This is a genomic window from Corynebacterium sp. MC3, assembly GCF_900099485.1.
GTDB lineage: Bacteria > Actinomycetota > Actinomycetes > Mycobacteriales > Mycobacteriaceae > Corynebacterium > Corynebacterium pseudogenitalium.
In genome coordinates this window covers 79,619-105,613 of sequence record NZ_LT622812.1, presented here as the reverse complement: position 1 = coordinate 105,613, position 25,995 = coordinate 79,619, and the positions used below count along the sequence as shown (strand labels likewise).

The 25,995-nt window shown below is 59.5% G+C and carries 20 protein-coding genes and 3 pseudogenes; 9 read left to right on the top strand and 14 right to left on the bottom strand.

Annotated features, from left to right (window positions below):
* Positions 1-202 precede the first annotated feature (202 nt).
* From BQ4436_RS02485 to BQ4436_RS02470, 4 genes are all read left to right on the top strand, one after another.
* The gene (locus BQ4436_RS02485) at positions 203-1,570 is read left to right on the top strand and encodes an AAA family ATPase (protein ID WP_070975412.1); all 1,368 of its coding nucleotides are present in this window, start codon (positions 203-205) and stop codon (positions 1,568-1,570) included.
* Positions 1,567-2,187: a hypothetical protein gene (locus BQ4436_RS02480; RefSeq protein WP_070975411.1), complete on the top strand. Its 621-nt coding sequence runs from the start codon at positions 1,567-1,569 to the stop codon at positions 2,185-2,187. The genes BQ4436_RS02485 and BQ4436_RS02480 overlap by 4 nt, the downstream gene beginning before the upstream one ends.
* Before the next feature lie 94 nt (positions 2,188-2,281).
* Positions 2,282-3,199 carry a hypothetical protein gene (locus BQ4436_RS11880; protein ID WP_143000740.1) on the top strand — a complete coding sequence of 306 codons (918 nt, stop codon included), beginning with the start codon at positions 2,282-2,284 and terminating at the stop codon, positions 3,197-3,199.
* A 41-nt stretch (positions 3,200-3,240) separates the two neighbouring features.
* The gene (locus BQ4436_RS02470; protein WP_070975143.1) at positions 3,241-4,215 is read left to right on the top strand and encodes an IS3 family transposase; all 975 of its coding nucleotides are present in this window, start codon (positions 3,241-3,243) and stop codon (positions 4,213-4,215) included.
* Positions 4,216-4,418: 203 nt separating this feature from the next.
* Here the strand turns inward: BQ4436_RS02470 and BQ4436_RS02465 are convergent, their stop codons facing one another.
* The 5 genes from BQ4436_RS02465 to BQ4436_RS02445 all read right to left on the bottom strand — a co-directional run bounded on the left by BQ4436_RS02465 (position 4,419) and on the right by BQ4436_RS02445 (position 10,366).
* On the bottom strand, positions 4,419-5,150 hold the full coding sequence (locus tag BQ4436_RS02465; RefSeq protein ID WP_070975410.1) for a nitroreductase family protein: 732 nt from the start codon (positions 5,148-5,150) through the stop codon (positions 4,419-4,421).
* Positions 5,151-5,173: 23 nt separating this feature from the next.
* Complete coding sequence (locus BQ4436_RS02460; RefSeq protein WP_070975409.1) at positions 5,174-7,984, bottom strand: FAD-binding and (Fe-S)-binding domain-containing protein; 2,811 nt, start codon at positions 7,982-7,984, stop codon at positions 5,174-5,176.
* Between the two features lie 12 nt (positions 7,985-7,996).
* Positions 7,997-8,314 (bottom strand): hypothetical protein, encoded by a 318-nt coding sequence (locus tag BQ4436_RS02455; RefSeq protein WP_070975408.1) that lies wholly within the window; start codon positions 8,312-8,314, stop codon positions 7,997-7,999.
* 4 nt (positions 8,315-8,318) lie between these two features.
* Positions 8,319-9,671: a TRAP transporter large permease subunit gene (locus BQ4436_RS02450; RefSeq protein ID WP_070478682.1), complete on the bottom strand. Its 1,353-nt coding sequence runs from the start codon at positions 9,669-9,671 to the stop codon at positions 8,319-8,321.
* 170 nt (positions 9,672-9,841) lie between these two features.
* A complete protein-coding gene (locus BQ4436_RS02445; RefSeq protein ID WP_083329402.1) occupies positions 9,842-10,366 on the bottom strand; it encodes a PepSY domain-containing protein in 525 nt (174 codons plus the stop codon).
* 98 nt (positions 10,367-10,464) lie between these two features.
* Between BQ4436_RS02445 and trpB the strand changes: the two genes are divergently transcribed.
* Positions 10,465-11,808 carry a tryptophan synthase subunit beta gene (trpB, locus tag BQ4436_RS02440; RefSeq protein ID WP_070975406.1) on the top strand — a complete coding sequence of 448 codons (1,344 nt, stop codon included), beginning with the start codon at positions 10,465-10,467 and terminating at the stop codon, positions 11,806-11,808.
* A 1,197-nt stretch (positions 11,809-13,005) separates the two neighbouring features.
* Here trpB and BQ4436_RS12160 read toward each other — a convergent pair.
* The 3 genes from BQ4436_RS12160 to BQ4436_RS02430 form a co-directional block, all read right to left on the bottom strand.
* On the bottom strand, positions 13,006-13,152 hold the full coding sequence (locus BQ4436_RS12160) for a hypothetical protein (protein ID WP_176754795.1): 147 nt from the start codon (positions 13,150-13,152) through the stop codon (positions 13,006-13,008).
* A gap of 358 nt (positions 13,153-13,510) precedes the next feature.
* Positions 13,511-13,759 (bottom strand): hypothetical protein, encoded by a 249-nt coding sequence (locus BQ4436_RS02435; RefSeq protein WP_070975405.1) that lies wholly within the window; start codon positions 13,757-13,759, stop codon positions 13,511-13,513.
* 9 nt (positions 13,760-13,768) lie between these two features.
* Positions 13,769-15,016, bottom strand: a complete 1,248-nt coding sequence (locus tag BQ4436_RS02430) for an inorganic phosphate transporter (protein ID WP_070478690.1) — start codon at positions 15,014-15,016, stop codon at positions 13,769-13,771.
* A 187-nt stretch (positions 15,017-15,203) separates the two neighbouring features.
* Between BQ4436_RS02430 and BQ4436_RS02425 the strand changes: the two genes are divergently transcribed.
* Entirely contained in the window at positions 15,204-16,529 is a 1,326-nt protein-coding gene (locus BQ4436_RS02425) for a Fic family protein (protein WP_070975404.1), read from the top strand.
* Positions 16,530-16,963: 434 nt separating this feature from the next.
* Here the strand turns inward: BQ4436_RS02425 and BQ4436_RS02420 are convergent, their stop codons facing one another.
* The 4 genes and pseudogenes from BQ4436_RS02420 to BQ4436_RS02410 form a co-directional block, all read right to left on the bottom strand.
* Positions 16,964-17,725, bottom strand: a complete 762-nt coding sequence (locus BQ4436_RS02420) for a DUF4352 domain-containing protein (protein ID WP_070975403.1) — start codon at positions 17,723-17,725, stop codon at positions 16,964-16,966.
* A gap of 301 nt (positions 17,726-18,026) precedes the next feature.
* Positions 18,027-18,161 (bottom strand): hypothetical protein, encoded by a 135-nt coding sequence (locus BQ4436_RS12415; RefSeq protein WP_255366095.1) that lies wholly within the window; start codon positions 18,159-18,161, stop codon positions 18,027-18,029.
* Positions 18,162-18,311: 150 nt separating this feature from the next.
* A pseudogene (locus BQ4436_RS12600) lies at positions 18,312-18,797 on the bottom strand (Abi family protein); the annotation flags it as partial.
* A 427-nt stretch (positions 18,798-19,224) separates the two neighbouring features.
* Positions 19,225-19,452: pseudogene (locus tag BQ4436_RS02410) on the bottom strand (IS256 family transposase); the annotation flags it as partial.
* A 235-nt stretch (positions 19,453-19,687) separates the two neighbouring features.
* Between BQ4436_RS02410 and BQ4436_RS02405 the strand changes: the two are divergent.
* Positions 19,688-21,397 carry an RNA-directed DNA polymerase gene (locus BQ4436_RS02405; protein ID WP_070975400.1) on the top strand — a complete coding sequence of 570 codons (1,710 nt, stop codon included), beginning with the start codon at positions 19,688-19,690 and terminating at the stop codon, positions 21,395-21,397.
* 153 nt (positions 21,398-21,550) lie between these two features.
* On the opposite strand, the pseudogene BQ4436_RS12155 reads toward BQ4436_RS02405, so the two are convergent.
* Positions 21,551-22,772: pseudogene (locus BQ4436_RS12155) on the bottom strand (ISL3 family transposase).
* 316 nt (positions 22,773-23,088) lie between these two features.
* Here BQ4436_RS12155 and BQ4436_RS11505 point away from each other — a divergent pair.
* Positions 23,089-23,283 (top strand): histidine phosphatase family protein, encoded by a 195-nt coding sequence (locus BQ4436_RS11505; RefSeq protein ID WP_369822022.1) that lies wholly within the window; start codon positions 23,089-23,091, stop codon positions 23,281-23,283.
* On the opposite strand, the gene BQ4436_RS02395 is transcribed toward BQ4436_RS11505, so the two are convergent.
* Positions 23,280-23,705, bottom strand: coding sequence for a hypothetical protein (locus BQ4436_RS02395; protein ID WP_070975399.1), 426 nt, complete (start codon positions 23,703-23,705; stop codon positions 23,280-23,282). The genes BQ4436_RS11505 and BQ4436_RS02395 overlap by 4 nt on opposite strands.
* A 279-nt stretch (positions 23,706-23,984) precedes the next feature.
* Between BQ4436_RS02395 and BQ4436_RS02390 the strand changes: the two genes are divergently transcribed.
* Entirely contained in the window at positions 23,985-25,979 is a 1,995-nt protein-coding gene (locus tag BQ4436_RS02390) for a helix-turn-helix transcriptional regulator (protein ID WP_070975398.1), read from the top strand.
* Positions 25,980-25,995 lie beyond the last annotated feature (16 nt).

Here is a 25,995-nt window from a genome sequence, read left to right as displayed (position 1 = left end):
CTTCACGACCTGGGCTTTTACCCCCTCCCCCAACAGGAATTGCGTCCTTTGGCACTGGCACCTCCAAAGAACTCCTAGAACGGCAGCTTCGGCGCCAGTGCGGGGAACCTGATGGTTCAGGTTCTTCAAGAGTTTGACGCTGCGTCGCGCGCTTTGGTTCCATCGCGTCTTTGACTCGGTAGGCGTGGGTTAGTATTTCGATATGCTTACCCGCTTTGAAGTTGATGGGTTTAAGAACCTGCGCAACCTAGCTATCGACCTCGGTCCTTACACGTGTGTTGCCGGCGCGAATGCGATTGGTAAATCTAATCTTTTCGACGCCCTCCAGTTCCTAGCGCTCACTGGGTCGCAGACGTTGAATGAGGCGGCCATTAAGATCCGGGGTAATGGGGGCGATGTCCGTGATATTTTCGCGCCGAGCGGCCGGATGTCGTTTGCTGCAGAGATGATTACGGAGAAGGAATTTGAGGATTCCTTCGGCAAGTCGATTGCTGCTGATCAGACATATCTCCGGTATGAGGTTGACCTTGAGCTGCGGGACGTTACTGTTGGCAACAATAGGAACGTTTCCAGCATTGTTGTTACCCGTGAGGAGCTGAAACCGCTCACGAAGACGGATGCTCGAGAGAAGCTGGGTTGGGCTAAGAAAAGTTTTGTTGAGTCTGCGATCATGGGCGGACGTCGAAAAGCGTTTATTGAGACGAGTGAGCAGGAACGACAAATCCATGTGCGGCATGGAAGCCAGGGCAGGCCATCGTTGGTGTCGTTGAGCGGCGATGCGCCTGCTCGTACTGCGCTGTCGGTGTATGGGCAGCAGGACCAGTATCCGGTGATTATGGCGGCGCGCCGGGAGCTGGATGCGTGGATGTACCTTTCCCTTGAGCCGAGCGCCATGCGCGCGCCGAGCGAGGCGTTGGCTCCCGACTTTATTAGTGCGAAGGGCGGGAACCTGCCGAAGACGCTGGATCGTCTTGTCGGGCAGTCGCCGGATCATGATGTGCTTGCGGAGCTTGCTGGCGTCGTCGGAGATCTTGTCGATGTGCGCAGCGTCACGGTCGACTTTGATGAGGCGCGTCAGGTGTTTACGCTGCAGGCGCAGGTCGGTAATGGCGGTGTGGTGTCTGCCCGTTCACTTTCTGACGGGACGCTGCGGTTTCTAGTTCTGGGGACGATCTTGCTTGACTCAGGTGGGAGCCGCCTGATCTGCTTCGAAGAGCCCGAGAACGGCATTCACCCGTTAAAGATCCAGGCGATGTATTGGCTGTTGCACGATCTAAGCGTGGACCCTGAGGAAGCAATCGGGTCGGGGAATCCGCTTCGGCAGGTCATCGTGAATACCCATTCACCGGCATTTTTGGCGCTACACAAGGATAATTTCGATGAGCTACTGCTGGGGTCGAAGGATCCGATGAATGGCTCGCTGGTCCTCACCCCGGTGGTGGCGGAGGGGAGCTGGAGGAAGTCGAAGGTGAAGGCTTCGGCTGCGAACGTTGAGGAGCTTCTTCGCGAGTCGTTCCCGGAGCTCAGCTTCCGTGAGCTCTTTGTGGCAGACGATGAGGGGGATCGATGAGTAGTCCACTGTACTGTTTGCTCGTTCGCGAGGGCACCAGCGACGATGGCTTGATGAGCCCGCTCAAGGCGCTCCTCATCGATCTCGGATTCGGGGCTGACTCCCAAATTGTTGCTCAGCCTTTCGCGGGGTCGAAGCGCACGGCTGATGTCCTTCAGCTCATCGTGGATCAGGGTCAAACGCCTGACATTGTTTTTGTTCATCGGGATGCAGACAATGACGGCTATGAGCGCCGTGCGCTTGAAGTCCACCAGGCGTCCGAAGAGGTCAGCCCGGAGTTCGCGGTTGTTCCCGTTGTGCCGGTGAAAATGACTGAGGCGTGGGTGCTCCACGCACTGCACAGTCCGCAGTATCAGGCACAGCTGGGGATCAACATTCCTGCGAAGGATCTGCCAGCCAGGAAAACTATCCCGAATATCGCGGCGAAGGATCGGCTAAAACAGCTTCACGACGCCCACTTCGCCACCCGCGGGCGCCGAAAGCGAAAGCATGATTCCCGCTTCACGACGGACCGGTCCCGTTGGGTCGAGGCACTCACCAATGTGAGCTTCTTGGAGGGGTGCGAGTCCTTCGAGCGCTTGCGCGACGAGATCCTCAGCGCACAAACAGGCCTCTAGCCTCACTCACTCCCTCCCGATGGGACACCACATTCCCGTTTTCCCCCTTAGTGTCAGGATGGTTGTGAACGTCAATCCATAGGAGGTTTTGTTCATGACCGACCCACAGTTGCCTGAGTTGGTGCCGTCAGCGTTGACGTCACCACCGACCGTTGCAACCCCGGTAAGGACCCACGGGGGCAAGACTAAAACATCACGCGAGGAAGTCAAAGAGATCCTAGCAATGCCACCGCGTGTGCTGGCAGCGGGGCAAGTACTCGATGAAGACACGTTGGCCTCACTTCAAGCAGTAGCAGTCGTGTTCTCCCCGTACCGCACTACTGGCTCTGGCAGGTGGTTTCATCCAGCACAGCAGCGACAAATGATCACGATTTATAACCGGTTGCCGTACGGCACGAAAGGCCCATGGTGCACCCGACAGGCAATCCAGTCTTGCGATATCAAGCGCTGGGCCCGCGCATTACAGTTATCAAAGTCCACCACTGATGGTTTAGATGGTATTCAACGAGCCAAACGCAGCGTTGATGAAGCATATCGGGGAAGGTATTCACCTGACTACATCCGTGAGATGGTCATTGAATATCAGCTGGTGCCGTATGGCCAGAAAGAAGCGTGGTTGATTGAACATGGACTTGCTGACCACACCGTGCGACGCTGGACAGCAATGGTTGCCGATGGTGATCTCACCACGCGTACTACACCAAGGAGGATTGGAACGTTGACGATGGATGAGTGCGTTGAAATCCAGCAGTTACGCAAGGAAGTCTCCGCGTTGATGCAGCAAAAGCGCAAGCTCGAACTCGATGCGAAGCGTCGGGAGGAAGCTATGCAGCGTGCCCTGGATAAGGCAACAGAAAGAGCAGAGCGGGCTGAATTAGCCACTGATGTGTTGGGAAAAGCTTTAGCGACCATGCCAGGGCAACATGGCGTGGACTCAAACGTGGCGGAAGAGTCCTCACTCAAGACCAACAACGCCTCTACGACCAAGGACAACACGCAGAAGAAACACTGATTGACCAGTTAGTTGACTGTGGCTATTCGAAAACTCACGCAATGCGCATCATCGGAGTCTCACGCAGCCGCGTGTTCTATCAAACGAAGCCACGCCCACGTGTTGCCGATCCAATTGCCTACGACAAACGACGGATCAACCGACTGTCCGATACCACTGTCGAGCGCATCTTGGAATTGTTAGACGCCAATCCACATTCCGGGGTGGACCAGGTATTTTACGCCGCGTTAAACAACGGGATTTACCTGGCAAGCCTGCGCAGTTTCTACCGAGTTGCCAAAAAACATGGACGATTGCTCTACCAACGACACAACACCAAAGCCAAGCAAGCTCAACGCAAACGAAACGCCTCCCCGCCACATGTACGCGCCACAGCACCTGGCCAGGTACTGTGCTGGGACATTACCTTCTTGCCTGGACAATACGTCGGACAAAACTTTGCATGCCACACGGTCATTGACCTGTACTCCCGCGCAATCGTTGGCTGCGTCGTAGCAGAACGCGAAAACAGCCACGTAGCAGCAGCAATGTTTGACGACATCCTGACTCGTTTTCCCCACGTGAAAACCGTGCACTCTGATAACGGCAGTGCGATGACAAGCAAACGCCTCGGCAAACTCTTCGCCAAACACGGTGTGGCCCGCTCATTTAACCGGCCTCACACCAGCAACGACAATCCGCATACCGAGTCGGTATTCCACACCATGAAAGGCAGGACCTACTACCCGAAAACGTTTGCCACACTCGGCCACGCCAAAAACTGGCTCAACGAATGGGTGCCGGTCTATAACGCCACTCCCCACAGTGGAATCAACTACTACCCACCACAAGCAATCCTCGACGGCACCTGGGACAAACTGCAACACCAACGCGAGGAGGGGATGCGAAACGCGCTACGCGAAGGCATCATCACTCAACTTCCGAACACCGCAGCTGGCACAGGCATTCCGGCAGAAGTCAGCATCATCCGCACCACTACCCAAACCGCCCCGCCCCCACAACCCATCACGATCTAACACCCAACCATGTTCACAACCACTTGACATAAAGCGTCCGCCAGACCCCCTCGGCGTTTCCCCAGTTCGCCAACTCCACGAGGGGGAATTTGGTGCGCTCCCCCTCACCCCAGTGCCAAAGGACGCAACCCCCTTTTCACGACCTGGGCTTTTACCCCCTCCCCCAACAGGAATTGCGTCTATTGGCACTCGCTCCCAAAAAACTAGATCTCGAACCCCTGTCGCCTCGCCACGTCGAGGGACCCGTCCTGCGGCACGGCGTGCGTCGGCAACCCTGCGCGGACTTGGCGGAAGAAGTTGTCGGACCTGCGGTTTTTGTCGCGGAGGTCGTAGTAGGTGGTCATCTCCTGGTCGTACTCCCCCAGCGCCTCGGACCAGCTCGCGGGGGCCTGGTAGGTGTTTTCCATGACGCGCAGTCGCGCCGGGATGCGCGGTTTGAGCTGCGGTTCTTGGGCGGGCCAGCCCAGGGTCAGCCCGACGACCGGGAAGGTAAAGCGTGGCAGTTCCAGCAGGTCAACGACGGCTTGGAGGTCGTTGTGGATGTTGCCGAGGTAGTTGGCGCCCATCCCGAGCGACTCCGCAGCGTTGACGACGTTTTGGGCCATGAGGCAGGCGTCGGTAAATCCTTCGACGAAGGGGCGGGTGTGCCCGGCGGCTGAGGGGTCCTCCAAGAGTGCGGCGTTGCGCGCGGTGTCCACGATGAACAGCAGGTAGACGGGCGCGCGCCCGACGTATTCCTGCTGCCCGATCTCGGCCAACCGCCGTTGAAGATCGCGGTCGGTAACGTGGATGATGCTGGCTTGTTGCAGGCCGCGCGAGCTCGCTGTGCGCATCGCGACCTCGAAGAGCTGGTCCAGCACCTCCTTATCGACGCCCCTTCGCTCAAATTCGCGGATCGTCCTGTGCTGTAGCTGGTGTTCGATGGTGTGGTTCATGCCCACACGGTACTTGAAATCGGTTACGCGAGCTCCTCACGAAGCACATCGCGCACGATTTCGGCGACGTGCTGCGCCTGGGTGCCGGTGCCCTGCTCGACTTGGGTGCGGCAGGAGAAGCCGTCGGCGACGACGGGCCCGTCGTGTTCCCTCACGCGCGGGAACAGCTCGCGTTCGCCCAGCTCCAGCGACATTTCGGCGTGGCCGTCTTCGAAGCCCCAGTTGCCGGCGAGGCCGCAGCACCCGGTCTGGATTTGTTCTTCGTCGTAGCCGAGCGCCGCCAGGATCAGCGAGGACTGTTGCGGGTCGCCGAGTGACTTCTCGTGGCAGTGGACCTGGGTGAGGATGCTGCCGCTGTGCTTGCGCACCTTGCCGTCGGCGACGAGCTCCTGGATCTTCGGGGCGACGATTTCGGCGAAGGTGTGGGTGGCTTCGGCGAGTTCGCGTACGGCGGGGTCGGCGGTTTGGGTGGTGGCGTCGTGTTGCAGCATGACGGTACACGACGGCTCCAGCGCGACAACTTGCAGCCCTTGGTCCAGGTACGGCTTGAGCACGTGCGCGGAGTGTTCGAGCACGCGCCGCGTCATCGCGAGTTGGCCGGTGGAGTGCCAGGTCAGGCCGCAGCACACGAAGCCGTCGGGGATGATGACCTCGTAACCGAGCATCTCCAACGTTTCGACGGCCGCTCGCGCCGGGCCGGTGTTGAGTTTGTTGTTGAAGCTGTCTGGCCACAGCACAATCCGCTCACGCGAAGCACCCGAACCAGCAGCCCCCGAACGCTTCCGCGCCCACTTCTGCAGCGACTCCGGCGCGAAGCTGATGAGCGGCCGCCCGGTGTCCACGCCGCCGAGTTTCGCGACGGCCGTCGAGACGCCGGGGGCGTGGAGGGCCCAGTTCGTGATGCGTGGTACGAGCGGGAGTTTGTGGGCGATGTGGCTGAGGATTGGCAGCCAGCCCATGAGGTAGTGGACGCGTGGGCGGACGCGTCCGGCGTAGTGGTCGTTGAGGAACTCTGCTTTGTAGGTGGCCATGTCCACGTTGACGGGGCATTCGGAGGCGCACGCTTTGCAGGAGAGGCACAGGTCGAGGGCAGTGGTGGCGTCGTCACCTGTGACGGTTTCGCCGCGGAAGAGTTCGGAGAGGATGCGGGCGCGGCCGCGGGTGGAGTGGATTTCGTCGTGGGTGATTTGGAAGGAGGGGCACATGGAGCCGTCCATGGAGCGGCAGGCGGAGACGCCGACGCAGCGGTTGACGGCGTCGGTGAAGCTGCCGTTGTCGCGTGGGAAGAGTTGGACGGGTGTGATTTCGTGGGTGCGTTGGGCGGGTTCCATGCGCAGGCCGTCGGTGACGGCGTCGGCCCAGACGAGGACGCCGGGGTTCATGATGCGTTGCGGGTCGAAGAGCAGTTTGAATTCTTCGAAGATGGCGCGCATTTCGGGGCTGTACATGGTGTGCAGCAGGGATGAGCGTGCGCGGCCGTCGCCGTGTTCGCCGGAAAGGGATCCGCCGTGCTTGGTGACGAGTTTTGCGGCGTCGTTCATGAAGTTGTTGAAGTTGGTGATGCCCTCTGTTGAGTGGAAGTCAAAACTGATGCGGACGTGGACGCAGCCTTCGCCGAAGTGGCCAAATGGGATGCCGCGGTAGCCGTAGGTGTCCATGAGGTCGTAGAGTCCGCGCAGGTAGCTGGCCAGGTTTTCGGGTGGTACGGCGGAGTCTTCCCAGTTGGGCCAGGCTTCGCCGCCGTCGGGGAGGCGGGTGACGGTGCCTGCGGAGGCTTCGCGGATGCGCCAGAGTGCGCGGGCTTCGGCGTGGTCGCTGACCACGACGGCCCCGGTGTGTTCGACGGTGGTGGTGAGCGCTTCGGCGGCGGCGACGGCTGCTTCGAGGGTGTCGCCTTCGGTTTCGCAGTAGAGCCAGCCGCCGGCGTGGGGTTGGCCGGGGAGATTCTCGCCGGCGTGTTCTTGCCCGTTTTTGCTGCGCAGCGCGTCGAGGAGGTCGCCGCCCATGCCTTCGATGGTGGCCACACCGGGTTGGCGCAGTTTGGGGGCGGCGTCGGCGGCGGCGAAGACGTCCGCGAAGGAGAGCACGGCGAGCGCGGTGTGCTTCGGCTTATCGACGAGCCTCACGGTCATCCGCGTAATCACCCCGAGGGTGCCTTCGGACCCTGCGATGGCTTTGGCCATGTCGGTGCCCAGGTAGTGCAGTCCGTACCCGGAGACTTGGCGGGGGAAGCGTCCGAGTTCCTGCTGGATCAGTTCCTGGTTTCGGGTGTAGAGGGCGGAGAGGGCGTCGTGAAGCGTGGGGTCGTCGCAGCCGTCGGCGCTGAAGGTGACTTCCCTGCCGTTGGCGAGCGCAAGCGTGATGTCGACGAGGTTGTCGGCGGAGGTGCCGTAGGCGACGGAGTGGGAGCCGCAGGCGTTGTTGGCCACCATGCCGCCGATGGTGCAGCGGGAGTGGGTGGAGGGGTCGGGGCCGTAGGTGAGGCCGTGGGGTGCGGCGGCGTCGCGGAGTTGGTCGCAGATGACGCCGGGTTCCACGGTGGCCGTTTTGGCATCCGGGTCGATGTCGAGGATGCGGTTGAAGTAGCGGGAGGTGTCGATGACCAGGCCGTCGCCGATGGCGTTGCCCGCCACGGAGGATCCGCCACCACGCCCCACGATGGACCAGCCGCGTTCGCGTGCGTAGGCGATGCCGTCGAGCACGTCTTGTGCGCTGCTGGGTTCGAGTACTGCCGCCGGGACGCGTCGGAAGAGTGATGCGTCAGAGGAGTAGGCGGCCCGGGTTGGCATGTCTTTGCGGAGCTTGGCCCGGATGGCGTGTGGCGTGGTGTTCATGCGTGTCCTCTATTATTCTGCGCTGTTTTCGTCGCGGTCGCGGTCGTGGTCGCGGTGCTCGTGGAACTGCACTTCTTTGTCGCGTTTGCGTTGTTCGCGTTGTGCTCGGAGCGCTTCTGGGCGGTAGCCGAGCACGAATGCGGATACTGCACAAAGTGTAGCTGCGCCGAAAACCCATGGCGCGAGCGCCGCTTTGGCGCCAGTGATGGTGTCGCCGCTGCCGGTGACAAGGCCGACTGCCTGCACGCCGACGAGTGCGAGCCCGCCGAGGAGGAACGCGGCGAGGAAGAGGTAGAACAGGATGTAGAAGAGTTTGAAGATTGGGTTCATGGTTTTACACTCCTGGTACGTAGACGGGGACCAGTCCCATGCCGACGAGCCACGCCAGCAGGATCATCGGCAGGACGAAGTAGATGATGAGCGGGATGAACATCTTGGTCGGGTTGGCTTCCGCCATCGCGGCCGAGAGGTAGATCGGCGCGCCCACGGGTGGCGACGCCCCCTCCGTCGAGGTGCACAGCAGGGTGACGACGATCGCCACCGTCGGGTCGATGCCCACCGCGGTGAGCGCCGCGACTGCCGGGGCACCGATGGCGGCTGCCGTCGCAGTGGAAGACAGTGGGGTTGCCACGACGACGGCGAGCACGCCGACGACGAGGATCATGACCCACTTCGGCAGGTCCATTGCCCCAAGCGTGTTGGAGAGCTGGTCGCCCACGCCGAGTTCCTCCATGATGGACGCGGCCGCGAGCGCTGCGAACAGCGAGATGCCGACGGTGGCGAAGCTCGGCAGGTCCCGGACGATCTGCGCCCTGAACTGGGCGTTGTTGCGACGGATGCGACCTGCGCCCTCGATGAGGGCGATGAGTGTGATCAGCACCGGCACCCACACGATGATGGAGATGGCCTTGATGCCGTCCTCGCCGACGCCGGTGGAGTTCTTGAACCAGTTGGCCAGCGGGCCGATGGTGAGCAGCACCGGGATGATGATGCCGAGGAAGATCGACGGCGAGCGCCACCCCTGCGCCCACGCCTGCCCGAACGGCACGATCTGGTCCTTGGGAGTCTTGGGGATGCGGTCTTTCTTGGTCCAGAAGAACACGACTGCCAGGCGGTACAGCACCGCGTACGCGCCGGCGCAGGCCAGCGCCACGTACACCTGGCTTGCCGACGACGCCGCAGCCGCCGGCATCGCCAGAATGATGAACATGGTGGAGTTCGGCGGCAGCGCCACGCCCAGGCCGGAGTTACCGGCGACCAGCGTCGCTGCCCTGTTGGAGGAGAAGCCGGTCTGCTTCATCCACGGGATGGTCACGGATCCGACCGTGGCGGAGTTGCCAGCGGTCGAGCCCGCGATGAGCCCCATCATTGCCGAGGCCAGGGTGGACACGTAGCCCGCCCCGCCGCGCAGCCGCCCGAAGATCGAGTTCAGGATGGTAATCAGCCTGTCAATCAAGCCCGTCGACTGCACAATGATCCCCATGAACACGAACGCCATACCAGCGAACGTGACCTCCGAGGAGACGGCCTTTTTAATTCCCAGCCACAGCAGCTCTGGCGCCCTCGTTCCGCCGACGAGCGCCACGCCGACCAGGCCGATCAGCAGCGCTTCTGCAATATTGCGTTTTAGCAAAACATTGAACACAACCGTGATCGCGATGAACACTATCAACGCAACGATGCCCATGTTCACTCCCTTCAACTCCAATTAGTGACGCGGCACACATTACGCGCTGCATGTTGCTGTAGCTACAAAATCCAACTAATTATCGACGCCACCCCTCCCCCACCAACGCAAAAACCCGGGCGGGTGCGTTGCTGCACCCGCCCGGGTTTGACCCCCGGTAGCGGTTATTTTTACTTCGCCGGCACGTTCACTTCTGCCAGGTCGGTGCCGTCCGGGTTATCGATGCTGACTTCCCACTGCAGTACGCCGTTGTCTTCGTCGAGTTCGGCGGAGTCGAGGATGCCGTCGTGCTGGTTCAGCGCATCCTTGATGGCGTCCTCGATCGCGACGGTGGCCTGGCCCGCCTTCGCGACGTCCTCAGCGTCCTGCTCGGACTCCTGCTCCATCACGTGGTTGCCGTCGACATGCAGCTCGACGATCTTGTCCTCTGCCGCGACCTTTACCTTGAAGGCGTTGGTGTTGTCCTCGCGGTCGATGGCAATGACGGTGCCGAATGGGCGCGCGGCCTCGATTGCCTCGTACGCGGCGTCGTTGGTGGCCTCGCCCGCGCTTTCCGACGCCGCAGCCGTGGTCGTCGTCGCCACCGTGGTCTCCGGAGCCTCCGTCACGGTCTTCGTTGCTGGCGCCTCAGTGCCGCCGTTCGAGCAGCCAGCGAGCAGTGCCGCCGCGGCCAAGACTGTCAGTGTGCGTTTCATGATTGCTCCTTCGTTCGGGTTCAGAAAGCCCCCACACTACCTGTTTTGGAGGTAGAGTGTCGCACAACAAAGGTTCACAAACGCGGAGGAAATTCACCATGACCGATGTGGAAAAGATTGAGCGCGACACGCTTCTACCTGCATATTTCGGAGAGTTCGGCGGGCAGTACGTGCCCGAGCCGCTCTACCCGGTGCTCGATCAGCTGGAGCGCGCCTTCGTGGAAGCACGCGAGGATAAGGAGTTTCTCGACGAGCTCTCGCGCCTCCAAGCGAAGTTCCTCGGCCGGCCGACCCCGGTCTATGAATGTGCCAACCTGCCGAGGGTTGGGTCGTCGAAAATTTTCCTGAAGCGTGAGGACCTCGCGCACGGCGGCGCCCACAAGGGCAACCAGGTGCTGGCGCAGGCGCTGATCGCGAAGCGGCTGGGCAAGAACCGTCTCATCGCGGAGACCGGCGCCGGCCAGCACGGCACCGCCACTGCCATGGTCGCAGCGCTGATGGGTATGGAGTGCACGATTTACATGGGCGCGCAGGACGTCGCCCGCCAGCAGCCGAACGTGCGCCGCATGCGCCTGATGGGTGCGACCGTCGTCCCCGTAACTAACGACGCCGGCGGCTCCATGTCCAACGCCATCGACATCGCCCTGCAGGACTGGGTCGAGCACATCGACTCCACCCACTACGTCCTCGGCTCCGCCTGCGGCCCCCACCCCTTCCCCACCCTGGTCAAGGAGTTCCAGGCCGTCATCTCCCGCGAGTCCCGCCAGCAGATGCTCGAGGACACCGGCCGACTTCCCGACGCCGTCATCGCCGCCGTCGGCGGCGGCTCCAACGCCATCGGCGCCTTCGCCGAATACCTGAAGGACGAGCCCGGCAACGCCGACGTCAAACTCATCGGCGTCGAACCCGCCGGCGAGGGCCTGGACACCGACCGCCACGGCGCGCCGCTCAACCACGGCAAGCTGGGCATCCTGCACGGCTCCCGCTCCTACATCGTCACAGGTCAGGACGGCGAAGTCCTCCCTGAGTCCTTCTCCGTCTCCGCGGGCCTGGACTACCCGGGCGTCGGCCCCGAGCACGCCTACCTCCGCGAGATCGGCCGCGCCCAATACGTCGCCGTCACCGACGAAGACGCCCTCCAGGCCTTCCGCCTGCTCTCCCGCTACGAGGGCATCATCCCCGCCCTCGAGTCCTCCCACGCCCTGGCGTACGCCCTGAAGCTCGCCGAAGTCGCCGACGCCGACGGCCACGAGCTCAACCTGCTGGTCAACCTGTCCGGCCGCGGCGACAAGGACCTCGACTACGTCTACAACATCCTCGGCGACCAACTCTTCGACGACCCCGAGCAAGCCCCCATCGGCGACCTCCACATCAGCGAAGTCCTCGCCTCCATGACCAGCTCCTCCAACGAACGCGAGGCCGGCCACACCGTCGCCCACTAGTTTTGGGTTGCTTGCTGTGACGTTTGGGCCCCTTCGCTCCTAGCGTGGGGGCCTTTTCTTTGCTTTTGGCGCGCCTGTGAGTTGCCTGTGCGTGGCCTGTGCATCACATTCCCTTTGGACGTTGCGGCGACCTGGGCTTTTACCCCGGCGCTTTCCCAAAATCCTGGAATTTGGTGCGCGCATCCTCCAGCTCGACACCAGATTCCCTCCCGCAGACCACGCGACCTGGGCTTTTGCCCCGGCGCTTTCCCCAAATCCCGGAATCTGGTGCGCACCTCCTCGCAGCAATGCCAAAGGACGCAATTCCATCTGCCAGATCCGGCAAAAGCCCAGGTCGCGAAAAAGGGGTTGCGTCCTTTGGCACTCACTCGGTTGGAGGGACACCACATTCCTTCCCGCCCAACCTGCGACCTGGTCTTTTGCCCAGGCGCCTTCCCGAAATCCCGGAATCTGGTGCGCACTTCCTCCAGCTCGACACCAGATTCCCTCTTGGCGTTGCGGCGAACTGGGCTTTTATCAAGGCGCCCTCCTAAACCCTGGAATTTGGTGCGCGCCTCCTCGCAGCAGTGCCAAAGGACGCAATTCCATCTGCCAGATCCGGCAAAAGCCCAGGTCGCGAAAAAGGGGTTGCGTCCTTTGGCACTCACTCGGTTGGAGGGACACCACATTCCTTCCCGCCCAACCTGCGACCTGGTCTTTTGCCCAGGCGCCCTCCCGAAATCCTGGAATCTGGTGCGTCCAACCCCTCACCAACGCAAAAACCCGCACCCCCTGCCACGAAAGCTAGGGGTGCGGGCTCAAACCCATTTGCAATTATGCCCGTGGAAGGACTGCGAGCGGTAGTACGTCGAAGCCGGTGGCAACGCCGTTGTTCTCGTCGCGGAACCACGTGCGGATTTGGTTGATCAACTGCATCATGTGGGTCCCTCCTTTCAAAGTGTGAAGGTTGTTAACCTTCTGTTCACGTTGAGGTAACTCTAGGGCCACAAAATTAGTTTGTCAACACCCACTATTGGCGTGTCGCAGGTATTTCTGGAACGAGTCCCGGTGGCCAGCACACTCATTTCCCCAGGCTTGAACCCAAGGGCAACAACTCGTCTATAGTGGGATCTGACATGAAGCCACCCAACGCCTCCATGTCAGCGTAAAGGCGAAGCCCCTCACCCGCCGGCAAGCAAAGTGAAGGGCTTCGTGAGACTAGTTAGTTGGCCAACCGGTCAGCTCGCGGACAAGTTCCGCGAGCAGTTTGGCCACTAACGCCACAAAGGTCCGGATCGTAATCTCTCCGATTGCTTTCCGGGCCTTTCCCTTTTCCGGCTCATCGCCGACACCAGGTTTAGGCATCTCGTCTCACCCCCTTTCCCACGGAAGGGTGGCCCCAACTAGCCAGGGCAAGCCTGGATCCACCGCACCAGCGGTGGAGACTCGCACCGCTAGAAAAGGGAGCGCTTCGATAAAGCGCTATTCCAAAGCTTACACAGCCGCTTTCCCGATTCTCGTGCAATTAGGCTCTACGGCTGAACCGCAGAAGCTCCCCCAACCCATTCAAAGCGTGCGCTTAGAAGCGTGCGATGCAGGTCGCTCATTCGCACCGGCCTGGGTCGATTTTCGGCGACCAGCGTCGCACTCCTTTAACACCTCGACCGGAGCGAAACTCAACGAAAACACCGGAGCGAAAACCAGCGAAAACAACCCCCGAAACCTACAAGAACGGGTACGGGTCCCACCCGGTGAAGTATTCGATCCGCTCGCGCGCGATCAGCAAAATGGCGGCTACCACGGCGACCAGCACAATCGCCAGGAACGCCCAGCCAACAACCCGCCGCACCCCGCTCGCCGCCGTGCCGTCTTCGGCTGGGGACAGGAAGTGGATGCTCAACGAAAACAGGGTGGGCAGCCCGGCGCCGAGGAGCATGCCTACGCCGAGGACCATGAGTAGTGATTTCAGCATTGGTGTCTCCTATTTGCCCAGGTGGTGGTTGAGTCCGTGGGTGGTGTCGACGATGTGCGCGGGCCCGGTCGGTCCGGTTTGGGGGCCTTCGGGGCCGTCGATTGGGTCCCAGTCGTCGTTGACGTTGTCGCGGTGTACGGGCTGCAGTTGCGCGCGGTAGAACATGTAGCCGCCGCCGATTGCCAGGATGACGGTGAGGAGGATGCCGCCCCAAACGAGGTCGCCTCCAATTGTCGACGCCCACTTCGCCACCCACCACGTGACGAAGGAGATGGCTGCCGCGATCGGCAGTGTGGTGATCCAGGCGAGCGCCATCCTTCCGGCGACTCCCCAGCGCACCTCACCCTTTGGGCCCGTGAGCCCGGAGCCCATGATGGAGCCGGTGGCGACGTGGGTCGTCGATAGTGCCATGCCGAGGTGGGAGGAGGTCAGGATGATTGCTGCGGAGGATGTTTCGGCGGCGAGGCCCTGTGGCGGGTGGATTTCGACGAGCCCTTTGCCCAGCGTGCGGATGACGCGGAACCCGCCCGAGTAGGTGCCGATGGCGATAGCCAGGGCGCACGCTGCTTGGATCCAGAAGGGCATGGTGTGGTCGGCGTCGAATTGCCCGGCGGCGACCATGGCGAGGAAGATGACGCCCATGGTTTTTTGGGCGTCGGACGTGCCGTGTGCGAGCGCGACGAGCGACGCGGTGCCGACCTGCCCCCAGCGGAAGTAGGTGTCGCGGTGTTCGTGTTCGGCGTTGGCGGTGAGTCGGTACACCAGCCACGTCGCGACGGCCGCAATGATCCCCGCGACGAACGGCGCGAACACGGCGGGCAGGATGATTTTGTCCAGGACGCCTTCCCAGACGACGCCTCCCCAGCCAATCGCCGCGATCGCAGCACCGATCAGTCCGCCGAACAGCGCATGCGAGGACGATGATGGAATCCCGTATAGCCACGTGAACAGGTTCCACATGATGGCGCCGGTCAGCCCGGCGAAGACCACGAGCAGGAGCTTCTCGGATTCGATGGTGTTGGACAGGTCGAACCCGTCCAACTTCACGATGCCACTCGCCACCGTCTTCGCCACCGCCACCGACAGGAACGCACCTATTAAATTAAGGACGCCCGCGAGCGCCACCGCCGTTTTCGGCTTGAGCGCCCCCGTCGCGATGGATGTGGCCATCGCGTTCGCCGTGTCGTGAAAACCGTTCGTGAAGTCGAAGAACAGTGCCACGGCGATAATCAGAATCAGAAGGATAGTGATACTCACAACCTGGCATTATTCTCCTCCCCCGCCGGGAATGAAACTCTTTTCCACTTTTTACCTATTGTTCACCTCCCACCAGGCCTTTTCCCAGCCCGTCCGCCGGTTGTTCACCTTCTGGGGGCTGGCGTGGGGGTGTGTTCGTGTTAGAGTCTGTGCCAATGAGGACACGCCGAGGTTGGGGAGGTGTACCGTGAACGATTCCGCTGCGTACGTTCCGTTTCCGACGTTTGCTGAGTGGTCCGACCAAGCGAACGGGCATGGGGCGTTTGAGCGACTTGCTGCCGAGTTTCGGTGTTTTGGGGCGGAGCAGCGTGCCCGCTATTCGCGTGAGTCGACGCGCTTTGCTGCCGTCGATACGAATGCGATTGAGGGGGTGTTTCGTTCGGATCGTGGTTTTACGTATTCCGTGGCGAAGCAGGCGCATGGTTGGGAATCGGCGATGGAGGAGCGCGGTGTCCATGTGCGGCCGTCGTTTGAAGCGGCGATGGACGGCTACAACTTGGCGCTTGATGTGGCTACGGGCCGCTGGCCGTTGACGGAGGCGTTGATCCGTCGCCTGCACGAAACGATCATGGCGAGCCAGGGCGAATATGAGGTCAGGGTGCTGGTTGCTGGTGAGCTTCGTCGACAGAAGCAGCCGCTGCAGCGTGGCGTGTATAAGTCCCAGCAGAATTCCCCGGTGCGCCCGGATGGTTCGCAGCACGTGTACGCGTCCCCGGAGGAGACTCCGAGTGAGATGCGTCGCCTGGTGGAGCAGTGTCGTTCGGATGAGTTTGTCGCGGCGCATCCGGTGGTGCAGGCATCGTATGTGCATTATGCGTTCGTGTGCGTGCACCCGTTTGCTGATGGCAATGGGCGTGTGGCGCGCGCGTTGGCGTCGGTGTTTTTGTACCGGGATCCGGGTATCCCCCTTGTAATTTTCGACGACCAAAAGCACCACTACTACGACGCCCTCGAGAGCGCCGATGCGGGTGTGTTCCGCCCGTTCATCGATTTCATTGAGCAGCGAGCGATTGACACGATGAACGTCGCGATGCTCGAACTCGGCGGCACGGATGACGTCGATTCCGCCCTCGCCGACCTCGGCGATGCCTCCGCGCTCCGCCTCGCGGACATGGTGTTCACGGAGCTCGAGCGCCAGTTTGAGGCACTGCAACACCACCCACTTTTCGACGCCACCATCGCCCGTACCTGCACCACTCCAACCTGCGCCGATACCGGCTACCTCCCCGTCATTTCCGACGCCGACGGCTTTTCCTTCTCCCTCACGCCAACCTCATCTTCCGGCTCCCAGGTGACCGCGAACTTTAGCGTGTTCGCCAACCCGCAGGCCACCGATCGCCCCGAATACATCGTGGCTTGTACGTATGCGCAGCCATCCGGCCGCCCTGGCCCGCGAAACCTGGAAGTGTTCCGTCGCGAGCTCACCCCGGACATCAGCCTGAGCCTGACTACCCGCATCCGCGCCTGGTCGGCAGTCGTACTCGCCGACGCGGTGCGGGCGTTCAAGGGTTAGCTCACCCCTGTTCACTCACCACTGTTAGCTCACCACGGCAACCCGACAAACACGAACGGCACGACCGAGACCAAGCGCGACAGCCCCGACCTGGTTCTCCGCGTGGCACGCCTCCTGTGCGCTCAAAGCGTTCGATTGGAAGCGTGCGATGCAGGTCGCGCTTTCTCACCCAGCCTGGCCGATTTTCCGCGACCTGCATCGCACTCCATTAAGCCCACGCTTTTAACCCAGCTCGAGAGGGCGCCAGAGGCGCACAAGCAACTAAGGGAGCTTCCTGGGCGTTAGCTGTGCACCACAACCCAGCACGAGAGGGCAGCAACCTGGGAAAACACAAACGAGGCAAACAGGAAACCCGGATTTTGGTGCGCCCGCCGCCCAACCGAACACGAAAAAACTCCCCTACCAGCGACCTGGAGGGGAGCCCAAGAAACTAACTACTGCACCGCCACGAAGGACTTGCCTGAGAACATGTCTGGCGAGACCGCCAGCACGCCGTTCTCGATTTCTTCCGAAGGTACCGCGATAGCAATGTTGCCGGTGGTGCTTGCGCCTTCGTACAGGGTGGTGATCTGGTCGAACGCGTCCGGGGCGACGGCGAGGCTGTCGTGGGCGGCGAACGTGTTGCCATCAGCGGAGACGTACGCAACCGAGCCGAATGGGGTGGCGCCTTCTGGGTCGTTGCCGGTGTAGGTGGCGGTGACGTTGATCAGGATGTACTGCTGGCCGTCGGAGGGGGCGTCGTTAAATGGGTTTTCGGCTATGACGGCGTCGGTGGCGTTGAGGTCGACGCTGTTGATGGTGTAGGGCCATTCTTTGGACTCGACGGTGGAGCCCATCGGCAGCGGGTTGTCGCGGCTCGTGCCTTGCGCGTCCTTGCCCTTGTTCTCGATGGTCTTACCATCCGGGCCGGTCTGGGCGGGAGGTGCGTTGAGTGCTTCGTCGGCGGCGTCGGTAACGCACGCCAGGAACATGACCGGCGCTACAACCGCACCCACCACTGAGACCACGATCGCTGCGATGCCCATGCCCTTCTTCTTGTTCTTCATGAACAGGGACACGATGCCCAGGATGAACGCGATCGGCAGCAGGATCCACCCCGCGATCAGCGCGCCCTTCACGCACGCGAGAATGAGTCCGAGGATCGCGACGATGAGGGCGATAATGCCCAGCGTGTTCTTGGTTTTCTCAGGCTGCATAGGCTGCGCTTACATAGGCGGCACTGGCTGCTCTGGTGCCGACGTTTGGTACGGGGATGGGTGGCCCTGAGGCGTTGGTTCGGGCTGTTCGGAGTGTGGTCCAGGTTGAGTCATGAATGCTTTCTTTTCCTGCCAATAGGCTTACGGTTAAATGTGAAGTTCCTTCACTAAAGCTCGTTTTTGGGTTAGTCAATGAGCATGGTGAGACCGTGAGCCAAGCTGTACTTTTCGACGCCAGCTTCGCTCCGCGAGCCGCTTCGCCGGACACGAACGCATCGCGTTGGTGGAAGAACGCAGCACTCTAAGAATGGCGGGGGTGCGTGATGCCGTGGTGGAAGGCCGGGGAGTCTTCGACGAGTTTCAAGTATCCATCTAGGAACCCGGATTGTAGCTTTGTCCGCTCCAGGAAGAAGTCGAGCGCGATGATCACTGCCATAACTGAATTGGCGTCGTAGGTACCACCGAGACGTTCGTTTGCTCTCTGCTTCGCGCCGCGAGGTATGGAGGGTTGATCGAGCACATAGCTGTTCCAGAGACGGGATGAGTGTGCACACTTATTCCTGGTAAAGGTGAATGACCGCATTTGCGTGGCAAGGAATGGTCTACGTACTTCCAAAATCTTGCAGGTTTCGCTGTAAACCTCGTTATCGTCATTTCGGAACTGAATAGCTTTGGAGAGCGTTCCAAGAGAAAGGGCCTCTACGGCTGCCCAAACTGGAACATCCTTTTTCCAATCATTATCTGTTCGCGAAGTATCGTCGCGGTATTTCTGTATAAAAGGTTCCCTCGAGCGCTCTAGTTCACTGGCAATAAGAAGCTCGGTTGCTAGGGCTCTGTTGTTCTTCGGGGGTCTGTAGGCGTTGGTCTGGAGATACTGTTCATAGGGCGAATGCAGTGAGCACTCGCTGAGGGAAAATGCGCTCCTAATAGCAACTTCCGCAGTTTGGATTCCTCGTAGGAGGTAAGTACGAAGCGTTGAGTCCAAGTAATAGATATCGGCTATTTCATCCCAATGCGTTCCCGGTTTAAACGTGGTGTCGCCACTGGCTAAGTCAGTTTGAAAATAGCGCATGTAGCCCGAGAAGCGGTAGTAGTTATGGCGCGTCAGGAATGTCTGCGCGTTTCGCTTCTCGGAGGAAGAAGTAGGCCCCGTTTTTCTAGTAAGGATGCTTGCTGCTCGACAGGGAAAAATATTTTACGTCGGTTCATCGAGCTAGAATATCAAAAGCCCCCCTCTCATATGACGCTGTTCTAATGAGAAGCTCGGAGGGGGTTTCTGTTGTAAACATTATAAACGTTACTGAGTAGACATTGTCAACTCAGTTGACAATGTCTACTTCTCGACGCCCGCTCCGCCACTCACCTCGTCCCCTGGCACACCTGTTGGTCACCATCACGCTGCCTCTCCCCCAGTTGCTCGGACCAGCTCAGGTTGTGTCCTCTAGTGTGGTGTATCTGTAGCCCGCTGCGCAGTATGCTTGTGTTAGATGTTGCTGGGCTTTGGCGTTGCGGTCGGAATGGCTGTAGCCCAAGTGCGCATCCATCTCCGCCTGTAGACCAGCGTTGATCGATGCCTGTAGCAGGCCTTTGACCAGCTCGCTTGCATCATCAGCGGAGGCCGACAGTTCGCTGATCAAGCTGGCGAGCTCAGGGTTTTCCATCAGCTTCTCGCTGATCTCGTTGACCCTCGCCGGGTCATGGCTTTTCTTCGGTGACACCGTAGTCATTATCGGTGAAACTCCTTCTAGATCAGAGCCTCACACACAACCTTCCTGACACCCTCATCTATTACTTCTTGACGCCAGCTTCGCCCACCGCAATTCTGTTCGGGAGCAAAAGAAAGCGCTGAACACCACCTTCAAGGAAAGCAATTGTTTTTCGACTAAAAGTCCGGATCGCCACCCCTCCTGTGCTTATGATTGTTTTCTCAGAAGGAATCAAAATTGGCGAAGGGATCCGGTCTTGACCACTTCAGCTGTCGACGAAAAGACAATACTCTTCAACGCAATTTTTAGGAGGCAGTGGCTAAACTTCATCAACAAATACCCTGCCTTGCCCCCGATCATTTCAACCGAATCTTTCACAAAAGACCTAATGGATGCGCTAGCATCCATTCCATCCATCGCGGACCCATCGAATGGCGATTCTAAGGCTAGACGGTGCGATTTTGTGGGGCCGTGCGGCTATCAAGTAGTTCGATTCGATGGAAAGGTTCGGTTCTTAGAATTTCCCCACCCGTGGCCTTACGCCAAGCTGGGTAAGGTACTAATCGACAAATGGGATAAGCTAGGACAGCTTTGCGACACAGAGGAATCTCTCCTGAGGCCACGCTTCGATTCAAATTCAAGTCGAATAATTGCGTTTAACTATGGCGATAGAGAAGACGAATGGCTGTCGGCCCTGGACGAAGCCGCGCCATTCGTAAATGGGCGCTCCTCGTTCGATGAACCAAGGGTGCTAGCCCTAGACATAGCCAATTTCTTTCCCTCGATCTATACGCACGCGTTGGACTGGGCGATCTCCAAAGGAAGATTTAATGCGAAAAAATCACTAGGCAGCTCGATAGATTACGCATACACACATGTGCGTAATAACCGCACGGATGGGGTGTCTATCGGTCCGATCACTTCTAATATCGCGGCTGAAATAATTCTTAACGAACTCGACAAATACCTACAAGACGCGAAGCGCAAGGGCGAGCTCGATTTTCGCCGTCACGTAGATGACGTCGAAATTTTGATACCAGCGTCAACCGATCCATCGGAACTGATCAGCGATATTTCGATGATCTTGAAGAAATACTCACTAACACTTAACCACACTAAACAATCTTACTCGACGGTTTTTGACTTCCTCGCGAACGATATCGGCACTATCGCTAATCAGTTTCTAGAAACATGGCGCGAGTTCCCATCTCGAGGAAAACTAAAAGTCTTTATTGTGGAAATACATCAGTTCTCCCAAAAGCACCAAAAAATGTCATTACCTAGGTACTTATGGCCGAGTCTGCTCACAAAGGCCAAAGAAGCAGGTCTCTTTTACGAGTTCTTGGTCGAATCTATGTATCTTCTCCCGATGCATCCAGAATTAATCCAAGGCTATACCCAGACAATTGCTGACTCGCCCGAGCTGATACCCAGAATCGCGAAATCTCTATCTGTGAAGGAGTTCTTGACAAAACTATTCCGAGATTCGCTTCGCATTGGGTCTGTCGAGTTTACATGTTGGCTGATTTACCTTTCGGAGCTCTTGACCCTCGATCTGAGCCACGTAATCGGCGACTTTGTGCAACAAGTGCTCAGAAAAAATGGCACCGGATCAGCCAGCCAATTCCCGCCCAGCTTGCCATTAAGCGTCTCGGACGCGGAAGCCTTACGGAATCAAATGAACCCCATACTCGCGGTGTGTCTGCTCCACTACTCATATGAGCTCGAAAATCATAACCACGGGGTCTCTAAATTTACTACTAACCTGCGAGAGCTGTTGTGCACCACATATACGACTCCTGGCAACTGGAATGATGCGCGGATGGCCGAGTGGTCACCTGAATGGCCGATCCGGTACGAACTATGTCGCAACAGTGAGATTAGTATTTCCAGCCTCTCCGCAATCGAGAAGAAGTGTTTTGAGATCATGATTGACCACGAATTCAGTTTGCTAGCTCACCCCTGAGCTGCGGGGAAAGAACCATCTAGCGTCGCGGGAGGCTGGCCCGCCAGTGCCAATTTACAGCCCTATCACCGTAGGTCGGTTTCGCCTCTAAAACCGGCTCTTTCGGTTTTAGAGTGCATTGATTTTGTGTCGGATGTTGGCGGCGTGGATCAGCTACCGCAAGATGTAGTGGTCGAGGTTGCGGAATCCCAGGGCGATGCCGCGTAGGAATTCCAGGCGGCCGTTAATCGCTTCGACAGGCCCGTTGGATGCTGCGTGGTCGAAGTAGGCGAGGATGTCTTTGCGGCGCTTGTTCATGGTCCTGCCTAGCTGCGCGATCTCGGCGATCCCGGCGTCTTTGATGTCAACAAGCGTGTCAATGAGCGTGCTCATGGCTTTCTTGGCTGCTTGCTTGTTGGGATTGTTGTAGCAGCTTATGACTTGTTGGTAGTAGGTCCAGGTCTCTTGTAATGGCGCGTAGTCGTCGTCGAAGTCAAACAGTTCCTCAAGCCTTTCGCGCTGCTTGTCGGTGAGTAGGCGCTCGGTGGTCAACAGTGTTTTCCGGTTGCGATAGAGCGGGTCGTTGCTGCGGCCACGTCGGCCTGTTGTTTCTCACTGGAGCCTGGTGCGGCACTTGGTGAGCTTGTCACCAGCCAGGCGTACAACGTGGAACGGGTCCATGACTTGGGTCGCGTTGGGAATGACTTCGCCGGCGGCGGTGGCATAGCCTTGGAAGCCGTCCATGCTGATGATGTTGACCTGATCACGAAACTGCTCGCTTTGATTATTCAGCCATGTTCGCAACGCGTCAGCGCTTCTTCCCGGGCACAACATCAACAAGCCGGGCAGGGCGGACGACGTTTCCATCCTTATCATGGTGGTCGGTCATATCAACGATGACGGTGACGTATCCATCACGCCATTTGCGTCGGTTGTGCGATACGCGATGCTCATCAACACCGATGACCTTGACCCCGTCGAGGTAGTGCTCGTCGTTGTAGATCAAGTCGCGAACAGCAGCTAAGGCTAAGGCATTGGTGGTGTCCCATCCCAGGCCTCATGACTTGGCTGCAGCGGCAACGCTCATCCGATCGAGGCAGAGTCGTTGCAGTATCCAGCGGGTCACCCGGTCCGTGGTCTTTGCATTGTCGGGCAGTCGGGCGCGCAAGCAAGGCCCGCGCGGAAGATCTTCTGCGCGGGCCTTGTTGGTGCACCGGTAGCGTGGAAGGCGCACGTGAATGCGTGTTGGGTGGCCGACGATGGGTAGATCGATCAAGCTGCGGATGACGTGGTCGCGCAATACTCCAGGCTGCCCGAACGTGGGGCATTCGTTGATGGGGTCGATGGGCTCGGCTTCGATGACGGTGACATCGCCGTGTTCTGCAGCCCCGGTGATAGTTACTCCTAGTTATGCGGTGCGGCAGATGGTATCGACGATGACATTTCCGTTAGGCTGCACAGTAGGTCCTTGGTTTGTACGGATGGATTAGACACCCTTATTCCTACAAAGCCAAGGACCCCAATATCTTGTGCCACGCCCGAACCCCCGGCGAACTAATCAATGCACCCTAAAACCGGAAGAGCCGGTTTACTGGTCTCCCCGCCTGCGTGCACAGGTAACCGCCCAACTCGCCGGATTCTCGGACTATCAGGTCACCGAGGACCTCGCCGAGTGAAATTACGGGCAGTACGAGGGAAAGACCCGCCAGGACATCATCGCCACCATCCCCGACTGGCAGATCTGGACCCACGGCCACGCCCTGCGCGTGCTCGCGATGACGTTGCTGGGCATGCCCCTGAGCTTCGGCTCACAGCTCCCCCTCGACACCGCGACCGTCTCACTCCTCGGCCACTACTGCGGCCGCCGCGCACTCAAGAAGTGGAACAGCCGCGTGGGCAGGCTTTAGGCCGACACCTGCGGCAACAGCGTGCCGTCTTCTCGTTCTTCGACGAACGTCACCACAAAATTAAACGTATCAACCGGCAGCTGGAAATCTCCGGGAACGCCCTGACGGTTGACGTACTGAGGCGGCAGCGGGAGCACAGATTCGACCAACTGCTCGACAACCTTGTCGTCGACGCTCGCCACGGTCACAGCCCCCTCGAGCACCTGTCCATTGGGGCCGTGCAGTTGGAAGCGTTTCGGGTACGTCCGCTGCGGAACCGTATAGAAATCAGTGGGCGCGAGAGCTTTCATCATGGCCCGCATTGATTCGGCGTCGCCATTGAACGCATAGGGCTTGACCGCATAGGTCGCTGAAAGACCGCCCTCGGAGTAGAAAACCCACACGTTAAATCCGACTTCGGGATTCGGGCTGGCAACAGACATTCCGCGTCCTTTCTCTCGATGACTGATGAATATCGTGACTCAGGGTAGCGGAAGCACCCGACACCAGCTACCTATACCGTCGCCACACCTTGCAGCAAGCAGCAGCGCCCACCCATTCGTTTCAGGGTTAAGATAATCGGCCTTAAGAACCCTTAAGGACGTTTAACAATGTAGGTTTGAGCGGTTGCACCAAAGTTCCCTTATGGTGAATAGCAGAGCAATCAGCAATGACTGTTCGCCCCTATTTCCCATCGCTCCCCCTACGAAAGGAGGCACACCATGACCGCCACCATGACGCTCGCCGACATCGCTCGCATGACCGGCGTCGCACGCCCTGCGGTCAACGAGTGGATCCGGCGCTTTAATGCAGAATCCGCCTCCCCCTTCCCCGCCCCCTACGAAGAACATGACGGCCGTTCCTACTACGCCGTCGCCGATGTTCAAGGCTGGCTGCGCACAACGCAGCTCGGCCATCGTGCTACCGCGGTGGATGATGCACTCTTCCATTCTTCTCTCTACCAGATGCTGCTCAGCCACCCTGCCCACGCCGCACTCAGCCTCTTACAGTGCAGCACGGGTTTTGAGGAACCTTCCCTAGATTCCTCTACCGAGGTCATAGACGCCCTCACTGCCTCATACGAACGCGCCGCAGACAGCACCCCTACTGCCGTCTCGCACGCCGATATCAACGAAGCAGCCGAGCTCGTCACCGAGGCGGCTTTCACGCCTGCTGCAGTATTGGCCCGACTTGCCCACGATCTCGGCGCTCAACGTCAGGTTCTGCTGTCTTCTCGCTTCTCTGCGCGCGTAACCTCTGCTTTGAAAGAAGCCCTCACTGTTTCAGGTCCTGCACCGCTCATCATCCCTACTGATGAATACAGCCTGGGACTCGTCGCAGACCTGGTCCGTAGTCTCACGGAACCGATGTCACTCACCATCGGTTATCGGAAGGAGTGCGCTCCCGCCTCTCTCTTCTGGGCTGAACTGGCGTGCCGCAACGTGGAGTTCCTCGACGTCAGCGAGGAGATCCCCTCGGATTCCTTCATCATCCACGCAACGTCCGCGCAACCCGAAAAAGTCCAAGAGTACTTCGACGGCCTCCAGGATTGGCTCGACCACTTGGATGACCGTGGCGCGCTCCTCTGCGTATCCTCCGCAGGCTTACTCATCGAAGATTCCGCAGCGCAGAGTATCCGCCGGCGTTTCCTCGCGCCGACAGAAACCGGCGCACTGGCCCCGCTCCGCTACAGCGCGCGCCTGCCCCGCGGCATTTTCCCTGACCGTGGCCAACAGCAAGGCGCCTTGTGGATCTTCAAGCGCCCCAACCGCGCTGCAGTCGCCAACTCCGCCGACGCACCGGTAGTGCTTGCAGACGTACCCGACGTAACCGCGCCCGGACTCATCTCGGACTGGGTCACCATGCTTACCACTCCGGACGATGCTCTCAAGCACACCTTTGTGCGCGGCCGCACACTGCGTGCCGCCGCTGCATGGCGCAGCCGCACTCATTCTCTTGATGATTCCGTCTTTACTAGCAAGCCAGCAGTATCGGCTGCTGACCTCATCCACACCGCACATCAGGCCGGATGGGACATCAGCTCTATAGGACTCGAGGACACGCAGCCACAGGTCGGCATGCGCGCCGACACTGAGTCCACGCGCATTGAATACCGTCCTTGGAAAGCCGCAACTAATACGCGAACCGGAGTTCTTCAGAAACTCAGCGGCTCCCGCATTGCCGAACGTGATCTCGCCCCTGAAGCAGTAGCAAAACTGGAACTCATCGGTGAACCCGAAATTCTGGGGAGCATTCCACAGGGCGCACGTTGCATCGATCGTCTCCGGCTGGAAGACATTGCACCGCGCGGCACCCTCACAGAACCAGGGGATGTGGTCTTCATCAAGAGCCCGAGACCACGCGCGCTCATCGATGAGGAAGGCGGCAAGCTAGTCACTGCACCGGCGCAAGCACTACGATGCCGCACCTTCCGTGGACGCAGCCACACTCCCTTGGAACAGGTCTGCATTCCCTACCTCGTAGAGAAGGCTATAAACGAAGCTGTCTCCTCCGAGTTGGGATCGGTGTACTTCCCCGTATTGCCTCGCAAGAATGTGGAACACCTCAGCACAGTCGAGCAACAGCTCGGCGCACGGCGTCGCCAGTTGGTTGAGCAGCTAAGGAGTATCGATGTTCTACGGCACAACCTCACTATTTCAATAGGTACCGGTGCTGTCACCACCGCTGAATCTCGTGCACAATCCCCGCCAGGCTAATAACAGAGTTCAACAT